This is a genomic window from Vibrio sp. 14G-20, from assembly GCF_026241515.1.
In the GTDB taxonomy this organism is placed as follows: domain Bacteria; phylum Pseudomonadota; class Gammaproteobacteria; order Enterobacterales; family Vibrionaceae; genus Vibrio.
In genome coordinates, this window is the sequence record NZ_JAPHPW010000013.1 from 132,748 (window position 1) to 150,895 (window position 18,148).

The window sequence follows — 18,148 nt, forward strand, 5'->3', positions numbered from 1 at the left end:
GAGTGATGATCTGTGAATTGGATCGTGTTGTAGGGATAAAACCACTATTTACAAAGGGTTACAAAGTTAGTTAAACCTGATAAGTTGATGATTTTAGGTGATTTATTTGTTTGCCAATAACGATTTTTAAGGGTTTTGTTCGTCAATAAATGTGCGCTACAGCAAAAAAATTAATCTTTATATGTCATTTTTATTTGTAATACATTATTATTTACTAACTTTCTGTAGCAACACATAACTTTGCTGTGTTGATTACACGAACTGACGGTGTGAAGCCGAATAAGTAAGAATGGTCTTGAAGCTAAATAGATTAAAACCAACTTTTTTAAGAGCATGAGGCATTTGCTTGAGGTGATTTGAAGCTCAAGCAGAGAAGGTTTGAAATGTAGTAGGTAAGGCAGTTACATAGCCTGCTATATAAATATGAGCCGATAGGAATGAACAGGGTTCGAATAGTTACCCCTTGTTTTAATCGGCGACAAAGAAGAAATTGTTGAAGTGCTTGCGAAAGCATTTTGATTATTGCTCCCAACTATTCTAATTATAACTTCTGCTTTCCTTTAGAAAGGTAGGAGATGGTAGTCGAAGATCTGCCCTTGCGCTCATGTTGATACAGGCAACATGAGCGTTTTTTTTATCTTAAATTTGAGTAGAGAGTAGTTTGAGGCTCAATAAGCGTTTAAGTCTCGGCCTGAGAGCTAGGCTTTTAGGTTGATGACAGCACGTTCAAGTGAGTCTGTTTGTTCCACTACTGAAGTTGCAGAAGCTGCGTTTTTTGAAGCACTTTTCACATTCGTCATTGTCAGTTGCTTGATGGCATCTACGTTTTCGATGATCTCTGATGTGACCTCACTTTGCTCCTTCATGGCATTGGATACCTCTAAACTGTTATTTAGTATGGTTTCCATATCTGCGATAACCGATGTGATTCTTGAATGTGCCTTCTCACAAGAGTCGACACTGGTATTCCCTTTCTCACAACAATTTTGAATCGTGTTAACCACCATTTGGGTTTGGTCTTGAACCCCTTGAATAATGGTTGATATCTCTTCGGTTGAAAGCTGTGTTCTGCCTGCCAGAGTTCTCACCTCATCCGCGACGACCGCAAAACCACGACCTTGTTCTCCAGCGCGCGCTGCTTCAATGGCGGCATTCAAAGCGAGTAGGTTGGTTTGTTCAGCAATGTCTTTAATCACCTCTAGCACGGTATTGATCTTCTCGGAATGAACAGAAAGACGATTCACTTCTTCACTCGCGCTCACGAGATCGGTTGAAAGGGTATTGATTGTGTCTCTGGTGAAGGCTACATCGTTCAGGCCATCATTCGCGGTGGCGAAGCTGGTTTGTGCATTTGATGACGCGTTTTCACTATTGGTAGCCATATTTTGGATATTGCTGCCCATCTGGTTTATCGCGGTCGCAATATTCTCTGTTTGTTGTTGCTGCTTATTCAACGCGCCTTCCACTTCGATACCGTCGTGTTGCAACTGGTTAGAAATGTTGCCCAGCTCCTGAATCGACCCCTGCACTTGACCAACAAGTTGGCGAATGTCTTCTAGTACGGTGTTAAACGACTTGGCAATCTCAGCAATTTCATCTGAGCCGCTGTCTTCCGCTGTGACGGTAAAGTCACGTTGTTGGGAGACGAGCAACATAGTTGCGTTTAATGAGGCTATCTTCTTTGCGGCACGAGATGAGATCCCAAAAGATAAGGCCATCAGTAATACCGTGACGGCAATTACTGAGCTCACAATAAACGTGGTAATGGTTTGTTGAATCGATTCGACCTGTTGTTCTAAACGGACTTCAACGCCGGTGAATATAGAGATGATATCTTCAAATAGCATTTTCATTTCTGATTTCAGTTCACTGACCTTTTCTGGGTTGCGGTCTATCGCGTCTACCATCAAGGAAAAGTCTTTGTTGTATTGCTTCACTTCTCGATTGAGCTTTTCTAACTCAGGCACCGCTATGTCTGACTCTTCAAGTAAAACAGAGAAGTTATTCATCAACTGTTGGAAGTGTGAATACTCTTTGGAGAATTCAGGTTTGAGGCTTTTGTCATGAGTGATTAGAAACTCTAGTTCTGTTCGATTCAGTTGAAGCATCGAAACTTCGAGTGACTTTACTTTGATCAGCGTTTTCTCAAGTTTGATTAACTTTAGATTGGCCAGTTCTGTGAATGACACAACAATCAATAAAGAAACAATCGACAAGCAAGCGAGGCTAAAAAGGGAGGTTTTAATTTTCATAGGTGGCACCAAAGCAAAACAATATGACTCAACAACGTATTTGGAATCGTGTTTCTCTTATTTGCGTGTAGATAGCTTACGAGGTCGGTAATTGAGATCTGACTCGCAACGGAAACGTTTGCTTACAGTATTTTATGGAAAGGTTATGCGCAAGTTAAATATTTATTATTTTCAATGACTATTGATGATTGTTTTATCACTAGATGGAGTGCCGTAAATAGCAGTGAAGGGGGAGAGGTAAAGTTGGAAGAAAGTGATGGGGGAAGGGATAGCGAAAAGAGCAAGTGAAAAAGCCACGAACATTCACGCTTAATCACATGAATGTTCGTTTCTCTTCTCTTGTCGCTTAGTTGCAGGCGTGTAGCTGTAGACTTTAGCAACAGGCGTTTAGCTATATCAAAGAGCTCTATGAGAGCAGTTCTTGATGCTTAGCTTTCTGTAGGCATCCACACCTGTTTAGAGGTGACTTTGTGGTCTTTAAAGGTCAGTTCTTCAACCTTGTCACCGTTAGTATTCCAGCGAGTAAGTTTTCCGTTCGCAACTTCACCTTCATCAAACTTCGCTTGGCTGGCCTTGTTACCGTTCGGGTAGTAGTCCGTTACCAATCCATCTTTTTGTCCGTCGCTGTATTCAGCTGTCAGGCTTTGTTCCCCATTGGGATACCAGCGAGAGGCGGTGCCTGATAGTTCATTGTCTTTATAATTGAGTTCTGCTTTTTTCTGTCCGTTTGGATACCAGATTTCAGCTTTGCCTTGCAGTTCACCTTTTATGTAATTCACTTTAGAAGCGACTTGGCCATTCGGATACCAGTTAGTTTCTAGCCCAAGTTCTAAGCCATCGGCAAACTGAGCTTGGGTCGCGACTTGGCCGTTATCGAACTTCTCTTCAAATTGACCAGTGAAGGGTTTTGAATGGTTTACTTGGTAAGCCACGCCTTTACGCATCTGTAAGTAGTCAACAGCATCTTCACGTGGTGTTGCTGCATAGCTCATAGAAGATACCGTACTAAGAGCAATTAAGATTGGAACGTATTTCTTCATAATGACACCTTTTTATTGGACGGGGAAAGTGTAACGGGTGTGTTAAAAGCATTTCACTTCCGTGTATCCCTGTCAGTATCTAATAGTGGTTTTCAAGTTTTCATTATTGGCTGCCTAGTATAGGGAACTTTTAAAAGCAAATTCTCAATCTTATTTGTACTACAAATGTGTTGGTTTCATTCATTTTTATAAATTATATCTAACGATACTTTTGCTGTTCATCTTTGAGCTTTGATCGTGACGAATAATAGTTTTTAACGATTATTCTTCGATTTTTAGAGACTTTGTTCATGTTTTTCGGGATTTTGGTCGAGATTTAGTGCGGATAACTGCACTGACTTGAGGAATTACGCTCCTAGGTGGTGCAACTTTGAACTCGATCACTTGTATGATTAATTGAGTGTCAGACTGTAAGATCAATGTCACGCATTTGGATTATTGTAGTACAAATATGACTGCCATCTATCTATAGTGACCTCAACAAAAAAACATAAATAAAAGGTCTAACGATGGAACTCAATACCCTGATAGTTGGCATCTACTTCCTATTCTTAATTGCGATAGGCTGGATGTTCCGAACGTTTACAAGTACGACAAGTGATTACTTCCGTGGGGGAGGTAATATGCTGTGGTGGATGGTAGGTGCAACCGCATTTATGACCCAGTTCAGTGCTTGGACATTTACTGGTGCAGCAGGTAAAGCCTTTACCGATGGCTTTGCCGTAGCGATTATCTTCATCGCGAACGCATTCGGTTACCTAATGAACTACCTTTACTTCGCTCCGAAGTTCCGCCAACTGCGCGTTGTGACGGTAATTGAAGCGATTCGTATGCGTTTTGGTAAGGTGAATGAGCAAGTATTTACTTGGTCTGGCATGCCAAACAGCGTTATCTCTGCAGGTATCTGGTTGAACGGCCTTGCGATCATCGCATCAGGTATCTTCGGCTTTGATATGACAACGACGATTGTCCTAACGGGTCTGGTTGTATTGGTGATGTCAGTAACGGGCGGCTCTTGGGCGGTAATCGCATCTGACTTTATGCAGATGGTTATCATCATGGCGGTAACGGTGACGTGTGCTGTGGTTGCTATTTACCACGGTGGCGGCGTTACGCAGATCGTTAACGACTTCCCAACAGATTCATTCATTACGGGTGATAACCTGAACTACATGAGCATCTTCAGCATCTGGGCTGTGTTCATCTTCTTAAAGCAGTTCAGCATTACCAACAACATGCTTAACTCTTACCGTTACCTTGCTGCGAAAGATTCAAACAACGCACGTAAAGCAGCACTGCTTGCTTGTGTACTGATGACGCTTGGTCCAATCATCTGGTTCATGCCTTCTTGGTTCATGGCTGGTCAAGGTGTTGATTTAGCCGCTGCTTACCCAGAAGCTGGCAGCAAAGCCGCTGACTTCGCTTACCTTTACTTTGTTCAAGAATACATGCCTGCAGGTATGGTTGGCCTTCTGATTGCCGCTATGTTTGCTGCGACTATGTCTTCAATGGACTCTGGTCTAAACCGTAACTCAGGTATTTTTGTTAAGAACTTCTACGAGCCAATTCTTCGCCCTAAAGCGACAGAGAAAGAGCTAATGGTTGTTTCTAAGCTAACGTCTACCTTCTTCGGTATTGCAATCATCTTGGTTGCTCTGTTCATCAACTCTCTTAAAGGTTTGAGCCTTTTCGACACCATGATGTACGTGGGCGCATTGATCGGCTTCCCAATGACGATTCCAGCATTCTGTGGCTTCTTCATCCGTAAAACACCGGATTGGGCAGGTTGGGGCACGCTAGTTGTAGGTGGTGTGGTTTCTTACTTCGTTGGTTTCGTTATCACAGCGGACATGATCCAAAACTGGTTCGGTTTGAATGAACTGACAGGCCGTGAATGGTCTGACCTGAAAGTGGCTATCGGTCTTATCGGTCACATCATATTTACTGCTGGCTTCTTTGTTCTTTCAACGCTGTTCTACAAGCCATTACCGGCGCACCGTGAGAAAGACGTAGACAAGTTCTTCAACAACCTAGCGACACCATTAGTTGCTGAAAGTAATGAACAGAAGAAACTGGATAACAAGCAACGTCGTATGTTGGGTTCACTTATCGCGGTAGCGGGTGTGGGCGTAATGACTATGTTTGTACTGCCAAACCCAATGTGGGGACGCATGGTATTCGTTCTGTGTGGCTTGATTGTGTTCTCTGTTGGTCTGTTACTTGTTAAAGCAGTCGATGACAAAGTCGAGCAACAAGACGAAGTGACTCCAGCCGAAGGCTAATTTAATACGCATCCTAAATAACATCACGGCCACCTAAATGGGTGGTCGTCATTTTTATAATCCAAACTTTAACGTGAGATGTACGATGAACAAAAAACTATTATCGGTAAGCATTATTAGCGCGTTCACGCTCGCTTTTGCAACAGGCTGTACAACACAAGAAAAAACAGCACCGGTAGTCAGTGTCGCTGAACAAGCTACGCCTGCTATTGGCGAAATCGACCGTAGTTACTTATTGAGTAGTGACCGCTTAACTGAGGTGGATGGCAATACAATAAACGTTGCATCAGAAGAGCAAGTAGCCGCGCTTAAAGCACAATTTGAAAACCTAAAAGATGGCGACGAAGTGGTGATCCCTGCCGGTAAATACGCGAACTTAGGTCAAGTGACGATTACGGCGAATGACATCACTATCAAGGCTGAGCAAGCAGGTTCTGCTTGGATCACTGGTTTGATTCAGTTTGAACTGAAAGGCGATGACATCACACTTGATGGCTTGGTATTTACTGAAGGTGGTCCTAACGAACGCTTTGGTGCAGTTCGTATGATGGGTAATGGCAATACGCTTCAAAACTCAACATTCTACTACTTCAACCACGATTACACGTACGAGCCAGACGAGCGTCGTTCTGAGTATCCAAAGTACCTTTGGGTTTCTCTATGGGGTAAAGACGGCAAAGTCATCAACAACCGTTTCGAAGGTAAGCAAAAACGCGGCACTTTGATTGGTGTACAAAAAGATGACACAGCTGACAACCACCTGATCGCAAATAACATCTTCATGGACCAAAAGCCTAACCAGTTCAACGAATTCGACATCAAAGAAGCGATTCGTTACAACGGCAACAGCTGGGAAGCGATCCGTATTGGTGATTCTAAAGCTTCACAGTGGGATTCAAGTTCTAAGTTCGTGAACAACCTAATGATCGATATGGATGGTGAGCGTGAGCTTATCTCGATTAAGTCGGGCGACAACACGATCTCAGGTAATACTATTTTCCAAAGCACAGCGCTTATTTCACTGCGTCACGGAAAAGGCAACACGGTTGAGAACAACATGATTCTTGGTAATGGAAAGCGCCTAACGGGCGGCGTCCGTATCTACGATGAAGACCATGTGATTCGTAACAACTACATTGCAAACACTCGAGGCCGCGATGGCTTGATTGAAGGCAACGCTGACCTACGTGGCGGCATTGTTATTAACACGGGCATCATCGACGTAGCGAATGGTGAGCAGCTAGATCAATCGGTGAAAGGCAAAGAGCTTAACAAGCAGTGGACACCGAAAAACATCACGATCGAGAATAACTCTTTAGTCGATACTGAGTGGGGCATTGTTTACGGCAACCAAAGCCACCGTGTAAGTTTGTTTGATAACGCAGAAGTGGAAGGCATTTATGCTGGTGTTGATGTGGCGTTCAAACACAACGTGGTTGATAACTCGCAATCACCTGAGTTTGTAAGTGTGCGTGCAACTCACGACTTCCCATTAGTGGGTGCGACTTACACAGACGAAACTTACGTGGGTCAAGTGACGGATTCTGAGCTGATTGAAAGCTATTCGGTAGAACTACCAAAAGTAGCGGTAGAAAACGGCATGAATGCTTACCAAGGTGAAGGTGCAGATGTGTCTAAACTGGCAGTGGTAACGGCTGAAACAGCAGGTCCAGATTACGTGCTTGAAAACACAAAGAAGTAACGCTGAATAAAGTCAGTTTTAACTGGCAACGATAAAAACGAGCCCCAGAGCGTGTCAGCGTTCTGGGGCTTTTAGGTTCTAGATTCTAGGCTAAATATCTTAGAAGCTAGGTTGGAAGCTCAAACTAAGATTTGTATTTATGCAGCAGATCCCAAGGGATATGACATAAGTGATGATCTTCAGGAAAGTGGCTTAAGTGATGCTGATGGATATCGTCACTGGCGACGTATTTGGTTAATGGCAAAACCTCTAGAGCGATTCGGTCTGCGTCTTCACGTGATGCAATGTAGCGCACGGCTTCCGCTAAGTGTTGAGCGTCAGTGCTGTAAACACCGGTGCGATACTTTTCGCCCACATCGACACCTTGTTTATTTACGCTGTATGGGTCGATGATTTCAAACATATGTTCCATCAGAACCGTGACCGATATGATGCTCGGGTCAAACTCAATCTGCACACACTCTGCGTAGCCATCATAAGCGTTTTGGGTGTCATCGTTTTTTGATGCCTCGGCTTCTGTTGGCTGGGAGCTACCATTGGCGCGGCCTGCTTTTGTGCTGATCACACCGGGCACATACTTGATGAACTCTTGCACACCCCACAAGCATCCGCCTGCTAAATAAATTTGTTCCATACTTCTCTTTGAGCTCTCTGTATTTGTTGCTAGCTTCTAATTGATAAATGTAGATTACTTATAGGCAGCCTAAACTGTTGCGGCTTCAAGCATTCAATAGCTTGGAGCATGCTTAAATACGTGATAGAACCGTATATAAAACAGGCTCATAAAAACAAGCGCTTAAGCATTGTAAAACAGTGCCACTGAACAGACTTAAGTAAAATGCGATGATGTGATTATATAAGTCATCGCGCCTTGTCACCAACCCGAATCTCAACATCAAGTGAGAGTTAGTCTAACCATGTTTGATCAAATAAAAGACTTCATTAACCCGAGCAAGAACCCCGATCTCACTCAGGCCCATGAATATCAGCGCAAACACCTTCCTACATTGTGGCTGTTGGGCAAAACAGGGGCGGGCAAGTCATCGTTTATTCAAGCGGTCACTGGCGACTCTTCTGTAGAAGTGGGCAATGGTTTTGCGCCTTGTACCATGACGGCGATGTCGTATGAGTTTCCGCAAGACAAACCCGTGATGCGCTTTCTCGATACCAGAGGTTTAAGTGAAGCGAGTTATGATGCGAAAGAAGATCTGGAAGAGATCGGTCAAGCGGGCAATGCGCTCGTCGTGGTAATGAAAGCCGATGAGCCTGAACAATCTGCTGTGCTTGCGGCTCTAAAACAGATTAAAAAACAGAAGAAGATTAAACACTTGCTGCTTGTTCATACGGCGGTGTTGTCTTCCAGTGAAGCAGACCGAGCAAGGCAAATTCAGTTCAACACGAGCCAAGTGGAAAAGGTTTGGGGTAAAGGGTTTGAATCAGTAGCGGTCGATTTTGAAGTCGATGACAACGCTATGCCTAACAGCGAAGCGGATTACAACTTTGACATCTTGTTAGAAAAGCTGACCAGTATTCTTCCTGTTATTGGCATGATGGTGGTAGACAAAGAGCATTCCACCCAAGAAGAAGCCAACTTTGATCAAGTAGAAAACGAAGTGCTTTGGTATGCAGGAAGTGCCGCGGCAAGTGACTTGATTCCGGGTGTTGGTTTGGTGTCTGTACCTGCAATTCAAGCGAAAATGCTTCATAGTTTGGCGAACCAATATGGGGTCGAATGGAACAAGAGAGTCTTCAGTGAGTTGATAGGCACCTTAGGAAGCAGCTTCGCTTTGCAGTATGGCATGAAACTGGGTACTCGACAGTTGATAAAGCTGATTCCAGTCTATGGTCAAACGGTTGGCGCGGTTGCTGCCGCGGCAATGAGTTTCGGCACCTCTTATGGTTTAGGTCGAGCGGCTTGTTTTTACTTCTATCATAAGAACAAAGGTGAAGAAGTGTCTGAACAAGAGATGCAGAAGATCTACAAAGAATCCCTGAAAAAAGGAAAGGCGGCGTCGGGTTATGAAGAAAATTAGAAACCTATTTAGATTACTGGCCGTCCTATCGAGCGGCCGCTGGGGTATTGCTCTGATTTCGGCCATCTTCCCGAGCATTATCATGATGGGCTTTGGTGTTTTCTTGGCGGTTAAATACGGCTATCTGTTGGAAATGTCGATTGCCATTGCCATGAGTACCTTGGTGTTCACCATTCCTTTATACATTTCTAGCCGTTCTTCTCGTCAACCCATTTATAGCAATACGTCTGCCAATCCAGAAAGAGAGGGTGAAACCGAATCATCGCCTAAGAGTGCTGACATCAATGAGGCGTTAGTAAAGGATGCGATGGTCAAAGCATCCGATGAATGGTCGCAAGCTGAGCTGTTGATTTGGAACGATTCAAAACACTATGTGCGACAGCAATTAAGTAACGAAATAGAGTGGGGTAACCTCGACCAAACTGGTTTAGAGGTGCTTGAGTTTGTCGCCAAAAAGTTTGATAAGAAATCGCTAGATTTTTCGATTCCTGAAGGGCTTAAGTTATTTGAAGAGGTTAGCCGCCGCTACAAGTTGGTGGTGAAAGAACACATTCCGGGCATTGAGTATCTTAAGGTTTCATACATCAAAGCGGGCTACGAAGCCTATGACAAATATGGTGAGCTAGGGCAGAAAATCTTCAAAGCGGCTATTTGGGGTAACCACCTTAAAAACCTATATTTGAATCCACTCAAGGTGATTTCTGATTTAGGTCGAGAGCAAGCGACATCTACCATGACTAAAGGTGTGGTAGATGACATGCAATATGCTGCCAAACAAGCTTTACTCGATGAAGTAGCTGCGGTCGCAATTGATCTCTATAGCGGTCGATTCAGCATTGAAGATGAGGCACTGAAAGCGTCCGATGTTTCTGAACTTGATGAACAATGTTTTGCTCCTGAATTAGAGCCTGTACGAATTGTGCTGGTGGGGCAAACAAGCTCTGGGAAATCCTCACTCATTAATGCGCTTAAGCAAGAGCTTGTTGCCGAGGTCGACGTTCTGCCATCAACCGATACTTCAACCGTTTACAACGCGTTTGTCGATGACAATGATGTTCGCGTTGTTGATCTTCAAGGGCTTGGTGGCAATCCTAAAACCGAAGCCTTAATGCTGAAAGAGATGACCCAAGCCGATGTGGTGCTTTGGGTGCTTAAAGCCAATCAATCGGCTCGTGAGTTGGATAAACAGTTGAAGGGCAAGTTTGACGCTTTCTATGAAGAGCCGAAGAACATCTCACGTAAGAAGCCGATAGTTGTCTCGGTTGTCAATCAAGTAGATAGATTAAAGCCTGTAGACGATTGGCAACCGCCGTATGATTTAGATAGCCCAACGTCGGCGAAAGCGAAGATCATTGCTCAAGCGCTCGAATATAATCAAACACTGCTACAACCCGATATTGCATTGCCACTGGCGATTGCTCCTGAAAAAGCGCAGTTTGGTTTAGATGTATTAAGGCAAACGTTGCTCGAGCGTATCGCTGACGCAAACAACGTGCAGAGAAACCGCCAACGTTTTGAAGCAATGAAAAGAGGGACGTCGGTTAAAGGGCAACTTAATAAAGCGGTAAAAGCCGGTAAGAAGGTGGCACCTAGTGCGCTGAAAGCCGCGACACCGAAGTTAGCTGAAATGGCGATTAAACAAGTTACTAAGAAGAAGTAATTTACGACTGCGTCTGCAATACGGTTCTGGTGAGGTTTGAGCCTCATCAGAGCTTGGCTTTTTTAGCTCAGTAGGTGTCCAGAAAACAGCGACCTTCATCCTATATTGGATAAGTGTTTAATTCAAAAGTAACCGCTATTATTAAGGTTCTCGTTGAACTAGTCTAATAGTATATAAGCTGACGATATTCACAGTTTATATAACACGCTATCGTATTTAATTACCATTCTGAATATTGATCACATTTATACTTTTCTAAGCTTTATTTATAAAATAATTTCACTATATTTATATTTCGGATCATCTTGATTTCAACGTAGGGATATATTGTGAACATGTATCTGAAATGGCAATCAACAACTTGGCTAACCTTGTTAGCTTGGTATACATTAGATCACCAGCTCTCGTTCCACCTTTCTTCAGAGTAGTACCCTCTAGGCGTCACGCGCCAGCAAAGCAGCGCGCTTTGTTTACCTTATCAGCAGCTTTGATTCCCTTTGAACGCATGAATGTCGCACTTATTATTCCGTGTAGGGTATTCGCTTTTTTGTCGTTCTCGCTAATTATCTTAGCCTCTGTTTAGGTTTGATTAATAAGTCATTATTTAACTTGTTTATTTTCACTGTTAATTTTATGTGTGTCTTTATAACGAACTAATAATTTAATGGTGAGGATTAGTGACATCTAAATAAAATAGATTTCGACCAAATCGGAATGTATTGAAAGGTATTATTATGGAAAATTTCAAACATCTACCAGAACCGTTTCGTATTCGTGTTGTAGAGCCAGTAAAAAGAACAACTCGTGCTTATCGTGAGCAAGCCATTGTCGAAGCGGGTATGAATCCGTTTCTACTCGACAGTGATGACGTGTTCATCGATTTGTTGACCGACAGCGGTACCGGTTCAATCACACAACGTATGCAAGCAGCGATGTTGATGGGTGACGAAGCCTACAGTGGCAGTCGCAGTTACTATGCACTGTCGAATGCGGTGAAAGATATCTTCGGCTATGAGCTGACCATTCCTACTCACCAAGGGCGTGGCGCAGAGCAGATTTACATTCCTGTTTTGATTAAGAAGCGTGAAATGGAAAAGGGACTCGACCGCAGCAAAATGGTCGCTTTGTCGAACTACTTCTTCGATACCACGCAAGGCCACACTCAAGTGAATTGCTGCGTGGCGAAGAACGTTTATACCAAAGAAGCGTTTGATACCTCAGTGAATGCCGACTTCAAAGGAAACTTCGATATCGTCAAATTGGAAGAGGCGATCTTAGAAGCGGGCGCTGCCAACGTTCCTTACATTGTGAGTACCATTACTTGTAACTCTGCTGGTGGACAGCCAGTGTCTATCGCCAACCTAAAAGCCGTTTATGAAATCGCTCAGAAGTACGATATTCCAGTGATCATGGACTCTGCGCGCTACGCTGAAAATGCTTACTTCATTCAGCAACGTGAAGCGGGTTATCAGGATTGGACCATCGAACAAATCACACGTGAGTCTTACAAATACGCGGATGGTTTGGCCATGTCGGCCAAGAAAGACGCGATGGTGCAAATGGGCGGTTTGTTGTGCTTTAAAGACGACTCCTTTATGGATGTGTACACCGAATGTCGTACTTTGTGTGTCGTGCAAGAAGGCTTCCCAACCTATGGTGGCTTAGAGGGCGGAGCAATGGAACGCCTTGCAGTTGGCCTTTATGACGGCATGCGTCAAGATTGGCTAGAGTATCGCATCGGTCAGGTTCAATACCTCGTTGATGGCTTAGAAGCGATAGGCATCGTATGTCAACAAGCAGGCGGTCACGCTGCGTTTGTCGATGCGGGTAAACTGCTACCTCATATTCCTGCTGGTCAGTTCCCAGCACATGCTTTGGCGTGTGAACTGTACAAAGTAGCCGGCATTAGAGCGGTTGAGATTGGCTCTTTACTGCAAGGTCGTGATCCTGCAACGGGCGAGCAACATCCATGCCCTGCGGAGTTATTACGCTTAACCATTCCACGCGCGACGTACACACAAACCCACATGGATTTCATTATCGAAGCGTTCGAAAAAGTGAAAGAGAACGCAGGTAAAGTGAAAGGGCTCGACTTTACCTATGAACCGCTAGTATTAAGACACTTTACGGCGCGCTTGAAAGAGGTAGAAGTAAGCGAGAAACAAGCAGGAAAAAAGAATGAACAAACGCTCGAAGAAGCATTTTAAAATAAAAACATAAGCGAATAGTCACAATCACAAAGGCTCCTGTTGGAGCCTTCTTTTCATTAAAAGCATCAGAGACGTATAGGCAAAGCTACGTTTACTTACTGCTTAGGACGGACTTTAAAATAGTGAGAAGCCATTGATTTATCGGTGCGTCTTTTTGCGAACGACGACAACTCATCACATAGCTTACGTCGATAGTGAGTTTCTCCGGCAAGTCAATACTGCGACATCCCTCTGGCACACTCCCATCGAGTGTGATTCCAAAATGGTCCGACTTTAAAATGATGTCGTGAACCATAGCTGGATGGTCAATTTCTACTTTTGGGGTGACGTTAAATCCCACTTTTCTAAGGCGGTCGAGTATTGGATATCTATAGTCATTCCAGCCGGGTGTTTTAAATAGAATGATCGGGTAATTTACAAGTGCCTCGAAGTTCTTCGCTTTGTGACCATCTCGAACAAAGAACACGATTTTTCCTTTTCCAACCTCATTTTGACTAATGGATTGTGGTAGGGTCTCATCGAAATAATGAACAGAGATGGCTTCTTCTCCGTCGATGATTCTGTTTTTCGTGTTCGTTCCCCATCTAACAAATGAATACGATGCTTTGGGAGCCTCTTTGGTCAAAGCAAGATAGAGTGTTGCACCGAATTGTTCCCAGAGTAGGGTATTGGCGTAGATGGTGACATCACCTTTATAGGTCTGAGGCCTAAATTCTTGGTGTTTTATCGCCTCAACTCCCTCGAGTATTTGGTCGAAGTTTGCCATGTTTGCTTCAACAAACGATGTGGGCTCAAAGCCCTGTTTAGATTGAATGAACAATGGGTCATCGAGTTGATTTTTGAGTTTAGCTAAATTTTTACTGATCGCGCCCGGCGTTTTGCCTAATGATTCTGCCACTAAACTGACATTACGAAGTTCATACATACGCTTGATGACTAAGATATTCTGAATATCTAGGTTGATGTCCACAGGCTCTCCAAATGATTCCCTTTATAGGTAGCAATCTCTGTGTGGTAGGCGACAGAGATTATGCGACTCCAATATCATAATGGCAGTACAAAACCAATAAGACAGCATAGCGTCAGAACTTCTCTAATTCCTTGATTTTCCGTTTGGTAAATCTTGCTTTTCCTCGTGTTGTTAGCATTCCAGCGCTAAGGTGACCTCAACAAAGAAACACTAAAATCTATCGAACAAAGAATTAAAAATACCAGAGGTGATGTATGAAGACGTTAATCGCATTAGGTTTAATGACTATCTCAATGAACACGGCTTTTGCTGCAGATAATAGCTATGCTGACACTCGTGTAAGTAAAGGCGAAGAAATTAAGGCTGAGCGTGTAGAATCTGACTTAACATTAGAAGGAAGAAATGATGCCGCTTTAGGTGGAATTAAATTCCAAAAGAATTTTGATAAAGACCAACCTATCCAGCTTAAAGGTCGTCGTGACTAACGTTTAAACAGTGTTTGTCATTGTCATAATAAATGCTGTGCCGTTGGGTGCAGCATTTTTCGTTTTGGGATGGTTTTATAAATAATAGTTTTATAAACTATATTTATCTATGCTTGGCATGGTGTGTAACGTGTGGCATTTTGTTTTCCTCTAACTTTAGAACGCAACTCGGTGCTGGTTAAGCATGCCAAACGAGCAAGCGAATGATTCGAAAAGGACAAGGAATGACTCAAAAAGAAACGGGAATGATTCGTCATATTCTACTGATTAAGCTTAAAGAAAACGCAGAGGCTTCAGAGGTTCAAAAACTAAAGATGCTGTTTGAAGCGATGCCAAGCAAGGTGGAAGGCGTAACTTCAGTCGAGTGGGGTCTAAATGACAGCCCTGAAAACAAAAACCAAGGTTATACCCATTCGGTGCTAATGACGTTCGCCGATGAAGAAGGCCGTCAGAACTACCTTCCACATCCAGAGCATGATGTGCTGAAAGATGTGTTTCGTCCGTTACTGGATGACATTATCGTGTTTGACTATTCATTGTAATCCGCTTAGAACTGTCTTCCCTTGAAGGATAAAGCTCAAAGTGCAAACTGATAAAAGCGTATAAACCGAAAGTAGATTTACTTACAGCATATACGCTTAAGCTATTTCAAATAGCGGGTTAGGGATCAAGATAAGAATCCATAACCAGTGCAAATCGATTATTCTGTAGGTGAAATCGTGACAGGGGCGAACGAAGCAACGGCATTTCCGCCTGCGCCCGGACGATCTACATAAGGCGTGCTCTGCATTAAGGTCTAGTACACGTCCACGAAGTCATCATCATTGACTAATACGCCATATTTGAGAGGTTCGTTCTAACTCAATCTAAACGCAATGTTAGGCCTGAGTAGTTAGAGTACCCACGCAGTAACACATGATAAGTCACGCCCGGTTGAGCGCTCACACTGCACTGCTCATTGTTGCCTGCGCGATAGGGGCGACAGTCGTAACTCGATGTGGTTGGCTTGCTTCCCGATTTCACATAAAGGTCGGCATCGCCTGAACCGCCAGACATTGAAACTGTCACGTTTGATGCAGAATCAACAGTGAAGGTGTAGAAGCTCTCTGATGATTGATTCCCGCTTAGGTTCGCAATCGGTGTGCCTTTCGTCAGTACATTGCCAGTTGGCGGTGTGACACCACAGCTTGCATTCACGCCTACCGTGTTAAAAGCATCTTCAACATCGGCAACCACATAACCCATGTCTGCTGCGGCTTTCGCAACGCCACACGCACCAGCATCAAAGGTACTGTTTGCCGTCCAATAAAGTTGGTTTGCGACTGTGAATATTTCAAAGCCCTTACGTACATTCCAACCCGATTTGTTCGCTAAAAGGTAAAAGGCGCGGTTATAAACACCGCTAGACAAGTGAACATTCAAACCATCGTAGTATTCAGAGGCATGATCAATCGAGCGGCCATCTTTTGATGGTTGATCAAAGTAGCGCAAGCCACCTTCCGATTTGAAAATGTCGCTACCCACAATCCAATCCACATTGCCACGCAAGTAATATTCAGCCGCTTCACCTGCAATATCGGAGAAGGCTTCATTAATACCGCCCGACATGTTTCTGTAAACGAGCCCCGAGTTCTGCTCTGTGAACCCGTGGCTGACTTCGTGAGCACTCACGTTAATATCGACCAATGGATAGAATGTGCTGCCACCATCGCCAAAGGTCATTGATGAGCCATTCCAAAACGCATTCTCGTAATTCGAGCTGTAGTGAACACGCATCGTCAGCTGAAAGGTTAACGGCGAGGTGTTCATCCACTCTTTGTACATATCAAATACGACATTACCGAAGTAGTGCGCATCGTTAAGAGGCGAGTAAGCACCGTTAATGTATTTATGATCGGTGTAGTTGGTTCCATCGGCACAGTTGTAGCTGTAGGCTGCACTGCCAGATGTTCCGTGATTCAAGTTGACCGTCTTAACCGAATCATTTTCTAACTTACACGTCGTGCCTGTTTTGTCGATAGGAAAGCTAGGGAAGTCACTGCCATATTCATATCGAGTGGTTTTGAGGTTGCCACCGGGGCCAGTACCTAATGCTTTAGCGTGGTTTAGCCCATTCCATTTTTGGAGGACATCGCCAGTCGTGGCATCAATAAAGTAGAAAGGGCGCTCTGGCAAAGAGGACGCGATAAAGAAATCGACCAGGTACACCACTTGGGCGACTTGGTTCTCATCCAATCTCACCATCAGTTTCGCGTTTTTATTTTCAATCGACTTTTTGCCGACGGTAAACGTGCGGTGAGAGGAGATCGCAGCTTCAATTGCTTGCTCTTGATTCAGTTTTGGCGCGATGCTGGATAGGTCACCGCTGATCCCTTGTGCCATGGAGCCGAACACCTGAGTGGGTTGGTTCTTGGAGAGGGTGGCCACAACCGAAGTATCAAAGACGGGTAAACCTAAGTGAGTTTGTTGGTAGCGGACTTTCGTTTTTCCATTAGGCAATACCACCCGTTTAACTTCAGAAAAACCTAATTCAAGTGGAGCAACACTCTTCGACTGAGCGACGAGGCTTTGTTGTAGTAATGCATCATCATCGACTCTGACCATTTCTGCAGCGTGTGCATTAAAGCCAAAAGATGTACCTAGAATAGCTGCTATTTTCCAGCTTAGTTGACGTTGTTGGTTCATTTTTCGTTCCTGATTTTAATATAAACTCCTTCTTCCCAACGGCTTTATAGGAAGTCTATATGCAACACGCTAATGCCATGTGTTGCGAATCAAGATTGGAAGAGCATTTAGAATTATGACAAGTTTATCAGGGAGATTTATTTTTAGAGTATGTAATTCAAAGTTTACAAAAACTCTTATTGATCAAATTGTTTTTATAAAATGTAAATTTGTTATTTATCGTAAATGTATGATAGAGCGGGAGTTATTAAAATCCGTTTTGTTTTAATTTATAGAATAACTTTATCTACGTTAAATTCGATATTTTTCGGTTTTTATCTTAATTACAAATAAGTAAATAACCAAGTTTTCTTAGTTTTAATATTGTCTTTATTATCAATAGTAAACTTGTTTTAACAATACCACTAAATACAGAACTCATCTTTTCTACATTTAGTTCTGTTAGACAGAAAAATTCTACATTTTCTTGTTCAATCACAAACTAAGAACGATAAGTCGTTGTTATGAATAAAGTAAGTCGCTTAAGATAAGCTACATAAGAAACTAGACAGGAAAATCTGTATTTAAATGCAGAGTTTTTTGTCTAATAGCTGTTATAAGTCATATTGAGAGAGGTGAACATTGAACCATCCCAAACCTAAAGTTTTTGTAGCATCTTCTGTTGAAGGATTAAGTGTTGCGTATTCTTTGCAAACGAATCTAAATCATGATGCTGATTTAACTGTATGGAGCCAAGGAGTCTTTGCTTTATCGGAGACTCCTCTTGATTCTATATGTAGTGGCATAGTGAATTTGGTCACTTAGTTAGAGGTGATATCATCACCTCATA

At 43.3% G+C, this 18,148-nt stretch carries 12 protein-coding genes and 1 pseudogene; 7 read left to right on the forward strand and 6 right to left on the reverse strand.

Features of this window, described 5'->3' with window-relative positions; all coding sequences use genetic code 11:
* Positions 1–698: 698 nt before the first annotated feature.
* Together OQJ75_RS13625 and OQJ75_RS13630 are read right to left on the reverse strand one after the other, a co-directional pair.
* On the reverse strand, positions 699–2,252 hold the full coding sequence (locus OQJ75_RS13625; protein ID WP_265973795.1) for a methyl-accepting chemotaxis protein: 1,554 nt from the start codon (positions 2,250–2,252) through the stop codon (positions 699–701).
* 428 nt (positions 2,253–2,680) lie between these two features.
* Complete coding sequence (locus tag OQJ75_RS13630) at positions 2,681–3,292, reverse strand: toxin-antitoxin system YwqK family antitoxin (protein ID WP_265973794.1); 612 nt, start codon at positions 3,290–3,292, stop codon at positions 2,681–2,683.
* Positions 3,293–3,801: 509 nt separating this feature from the next.
* On the opposite strand from OQJ75_RS13630, the gene OQJ75_RS13635 reads away from it, so the two are divergent.
* Together OQJ75_RS13635 and OQJ75_RS13640 are read left to right on the forward strand one after the other, a co-directional pair.
* Positions 3,802–5,574 (forward strand): sodium:solute symporter family transporter, encoded by a 1,773-nt coding sequence (locus tag OQJ75_RS13635; RefSeq protein ID WP_265973793.1) that lies wholly within the window; start codon positions 3,802–3,804, stop codon positions 5,572–5,574.
* Between the two features lie 85 nt (positions 5,575–5,659).
* Positions 5,660–7,276, forward strand: a complete 1,617-nt coding sequence (locus OQJ75_RS13640; protein ID WP_265973792.1) for a polysaccharide lyase 6 family protein — start codon at positions 5,660–5,662, stop codon at positions 7,274–7,276.
* Positions 7,277–7,400: 124 nt separating this feature from the next.
* Here OQJ75_RS13640 and OQJ75_RS13645 read toward each other — a convergent pair whose 3' ends face one another.
* A complete protein-coding gene (locus OQJ75_RS13645; protein WP_265973791.1) occupies positions 7,401–7,910 on the reverse strand; it encodes a peptide-methionine (S)-S-oxide reductase in 510 nt (169 codons plus the stop codon).
* Positions 7,911–8,193: 283 nt separating this feature from the next.
* Here OQJ75_RS13645 and OQJ75_RS13650 point away from each other — a divergent pair, with 283 nt between their 5' ends.
* From OQJ75_RS13650 to tnaA, 3 genes are all read left to right on the forward strand, one after another.
* Complete coding sequence (locus OQJ75_RS13650) at positions 8,194–9,309, forward strand: YcjF family protein (RefSeq protein WP_265973790.1); 1,116 nt, start codon at positions 8,194–8,196, stop codon at positions 9,307–9,309.
* A complete protein-coding gene (locus OQJ75_RS13655) occupies positions 9,296–10,969 on the forward strand; it encodes a GTPase family protein (RefSeq protein WP_265973789.1) in 1,674 nt (557 codons plus the stop codon). The genes OQJ75_RS13650 and OQJ75_RS13655 overlap by 14 nt, the downstream gene beginning before the upstream one ends.
* Positions 10,970–11,703: 734 nt before the next feature.
* Positions 11,704–13,176: a tryptophanase gene (gene tnaA, locus OQJ75_RS13660; protein ID WP_265973788.1), complete on the forward strand. Its 1,473-nt coding sequence runs from the start codon at positions 11,704–11,706 to the stop codon at positions 13,174–13,176.
* Positions 13,177–13,270: 94 nt separating this feature from the next.
* Here tnaA and OQJ75_RS13665 read toward each other — a convergent pair whose 3' ends face one another.
* Entirely contained in the window at positions 13,271–14,149 is an 879-nt protein-coding gene (locus OQJ75_RS13665) for a LysR family transcriptional regulator (RefSeq protein ID WP_248371746.1), read from the reverse strand.
* A 254-nt stretch (positions 14,150–14,403) separates the two neighbouring features.
* On the opposite strand from OQJ75_RS13665, the gene OQJ75_RS13670 reads away from it, so the two are divergent.
* Together OQJ75_RS13670 and OQJ75_RS13675 are read left to right on the forward strand one after the other, a co-directional pair.
* Positions 14,404–14,634, forward strand: a complete 231-nt coding sequence (locus OQJ75_RS13670) for a hypothetical protein (protein ID WP_248371744.1) — start codon at positions 14,404–14,406, stop codon at positions 14,632–14,634.
* A 224-nt stretch (positions 14,635–14,858) separates the two neighbouring features.
* Positions 14,859–15,176 carry a Dabb family protein gene (locus OQJ75_RS13675; protein ID WP_265973787.1) on the forward strand — a complete coding sequence of 106 codons (318 nt, stop codon included), beginning with the start codon at positions 14,859–14,861 and terminating at the stop codon, positions 15,174–15,176.
* Between the two features lie 158 nt (positions 15,177–15,334).
* On the opposite strand, the pseudogene OQJ75_RS13680 reads toward OQJ75_RS13675, so the two are convergent.
* Both OQJ75_RS13680 and OQJ75_RS13685 read right to left on the reverse strand, forming a co-directional pair.
* Positions 15,335–15,472 (reverse strand): annotated as a pseudogene (locus tag OQJ75_RS13680) (DUF3103 family protein); the annotation flags it as partial.
* A 23-nt stretch (positions 15,473–15,495) separates the two neighbouring features.
* A complete protein-coding gene (locus OQJ75_RS13685; RefSeq protein ID WP_265973786.1) occupies positions 15,496–17,319 on the reverse strand; it encodes a M4 family metallopeptidase in 1,824 nt (607 codons plus the stop codon).
* Positions 17,320–18,148: the final 829 nt, after the last annotated feature.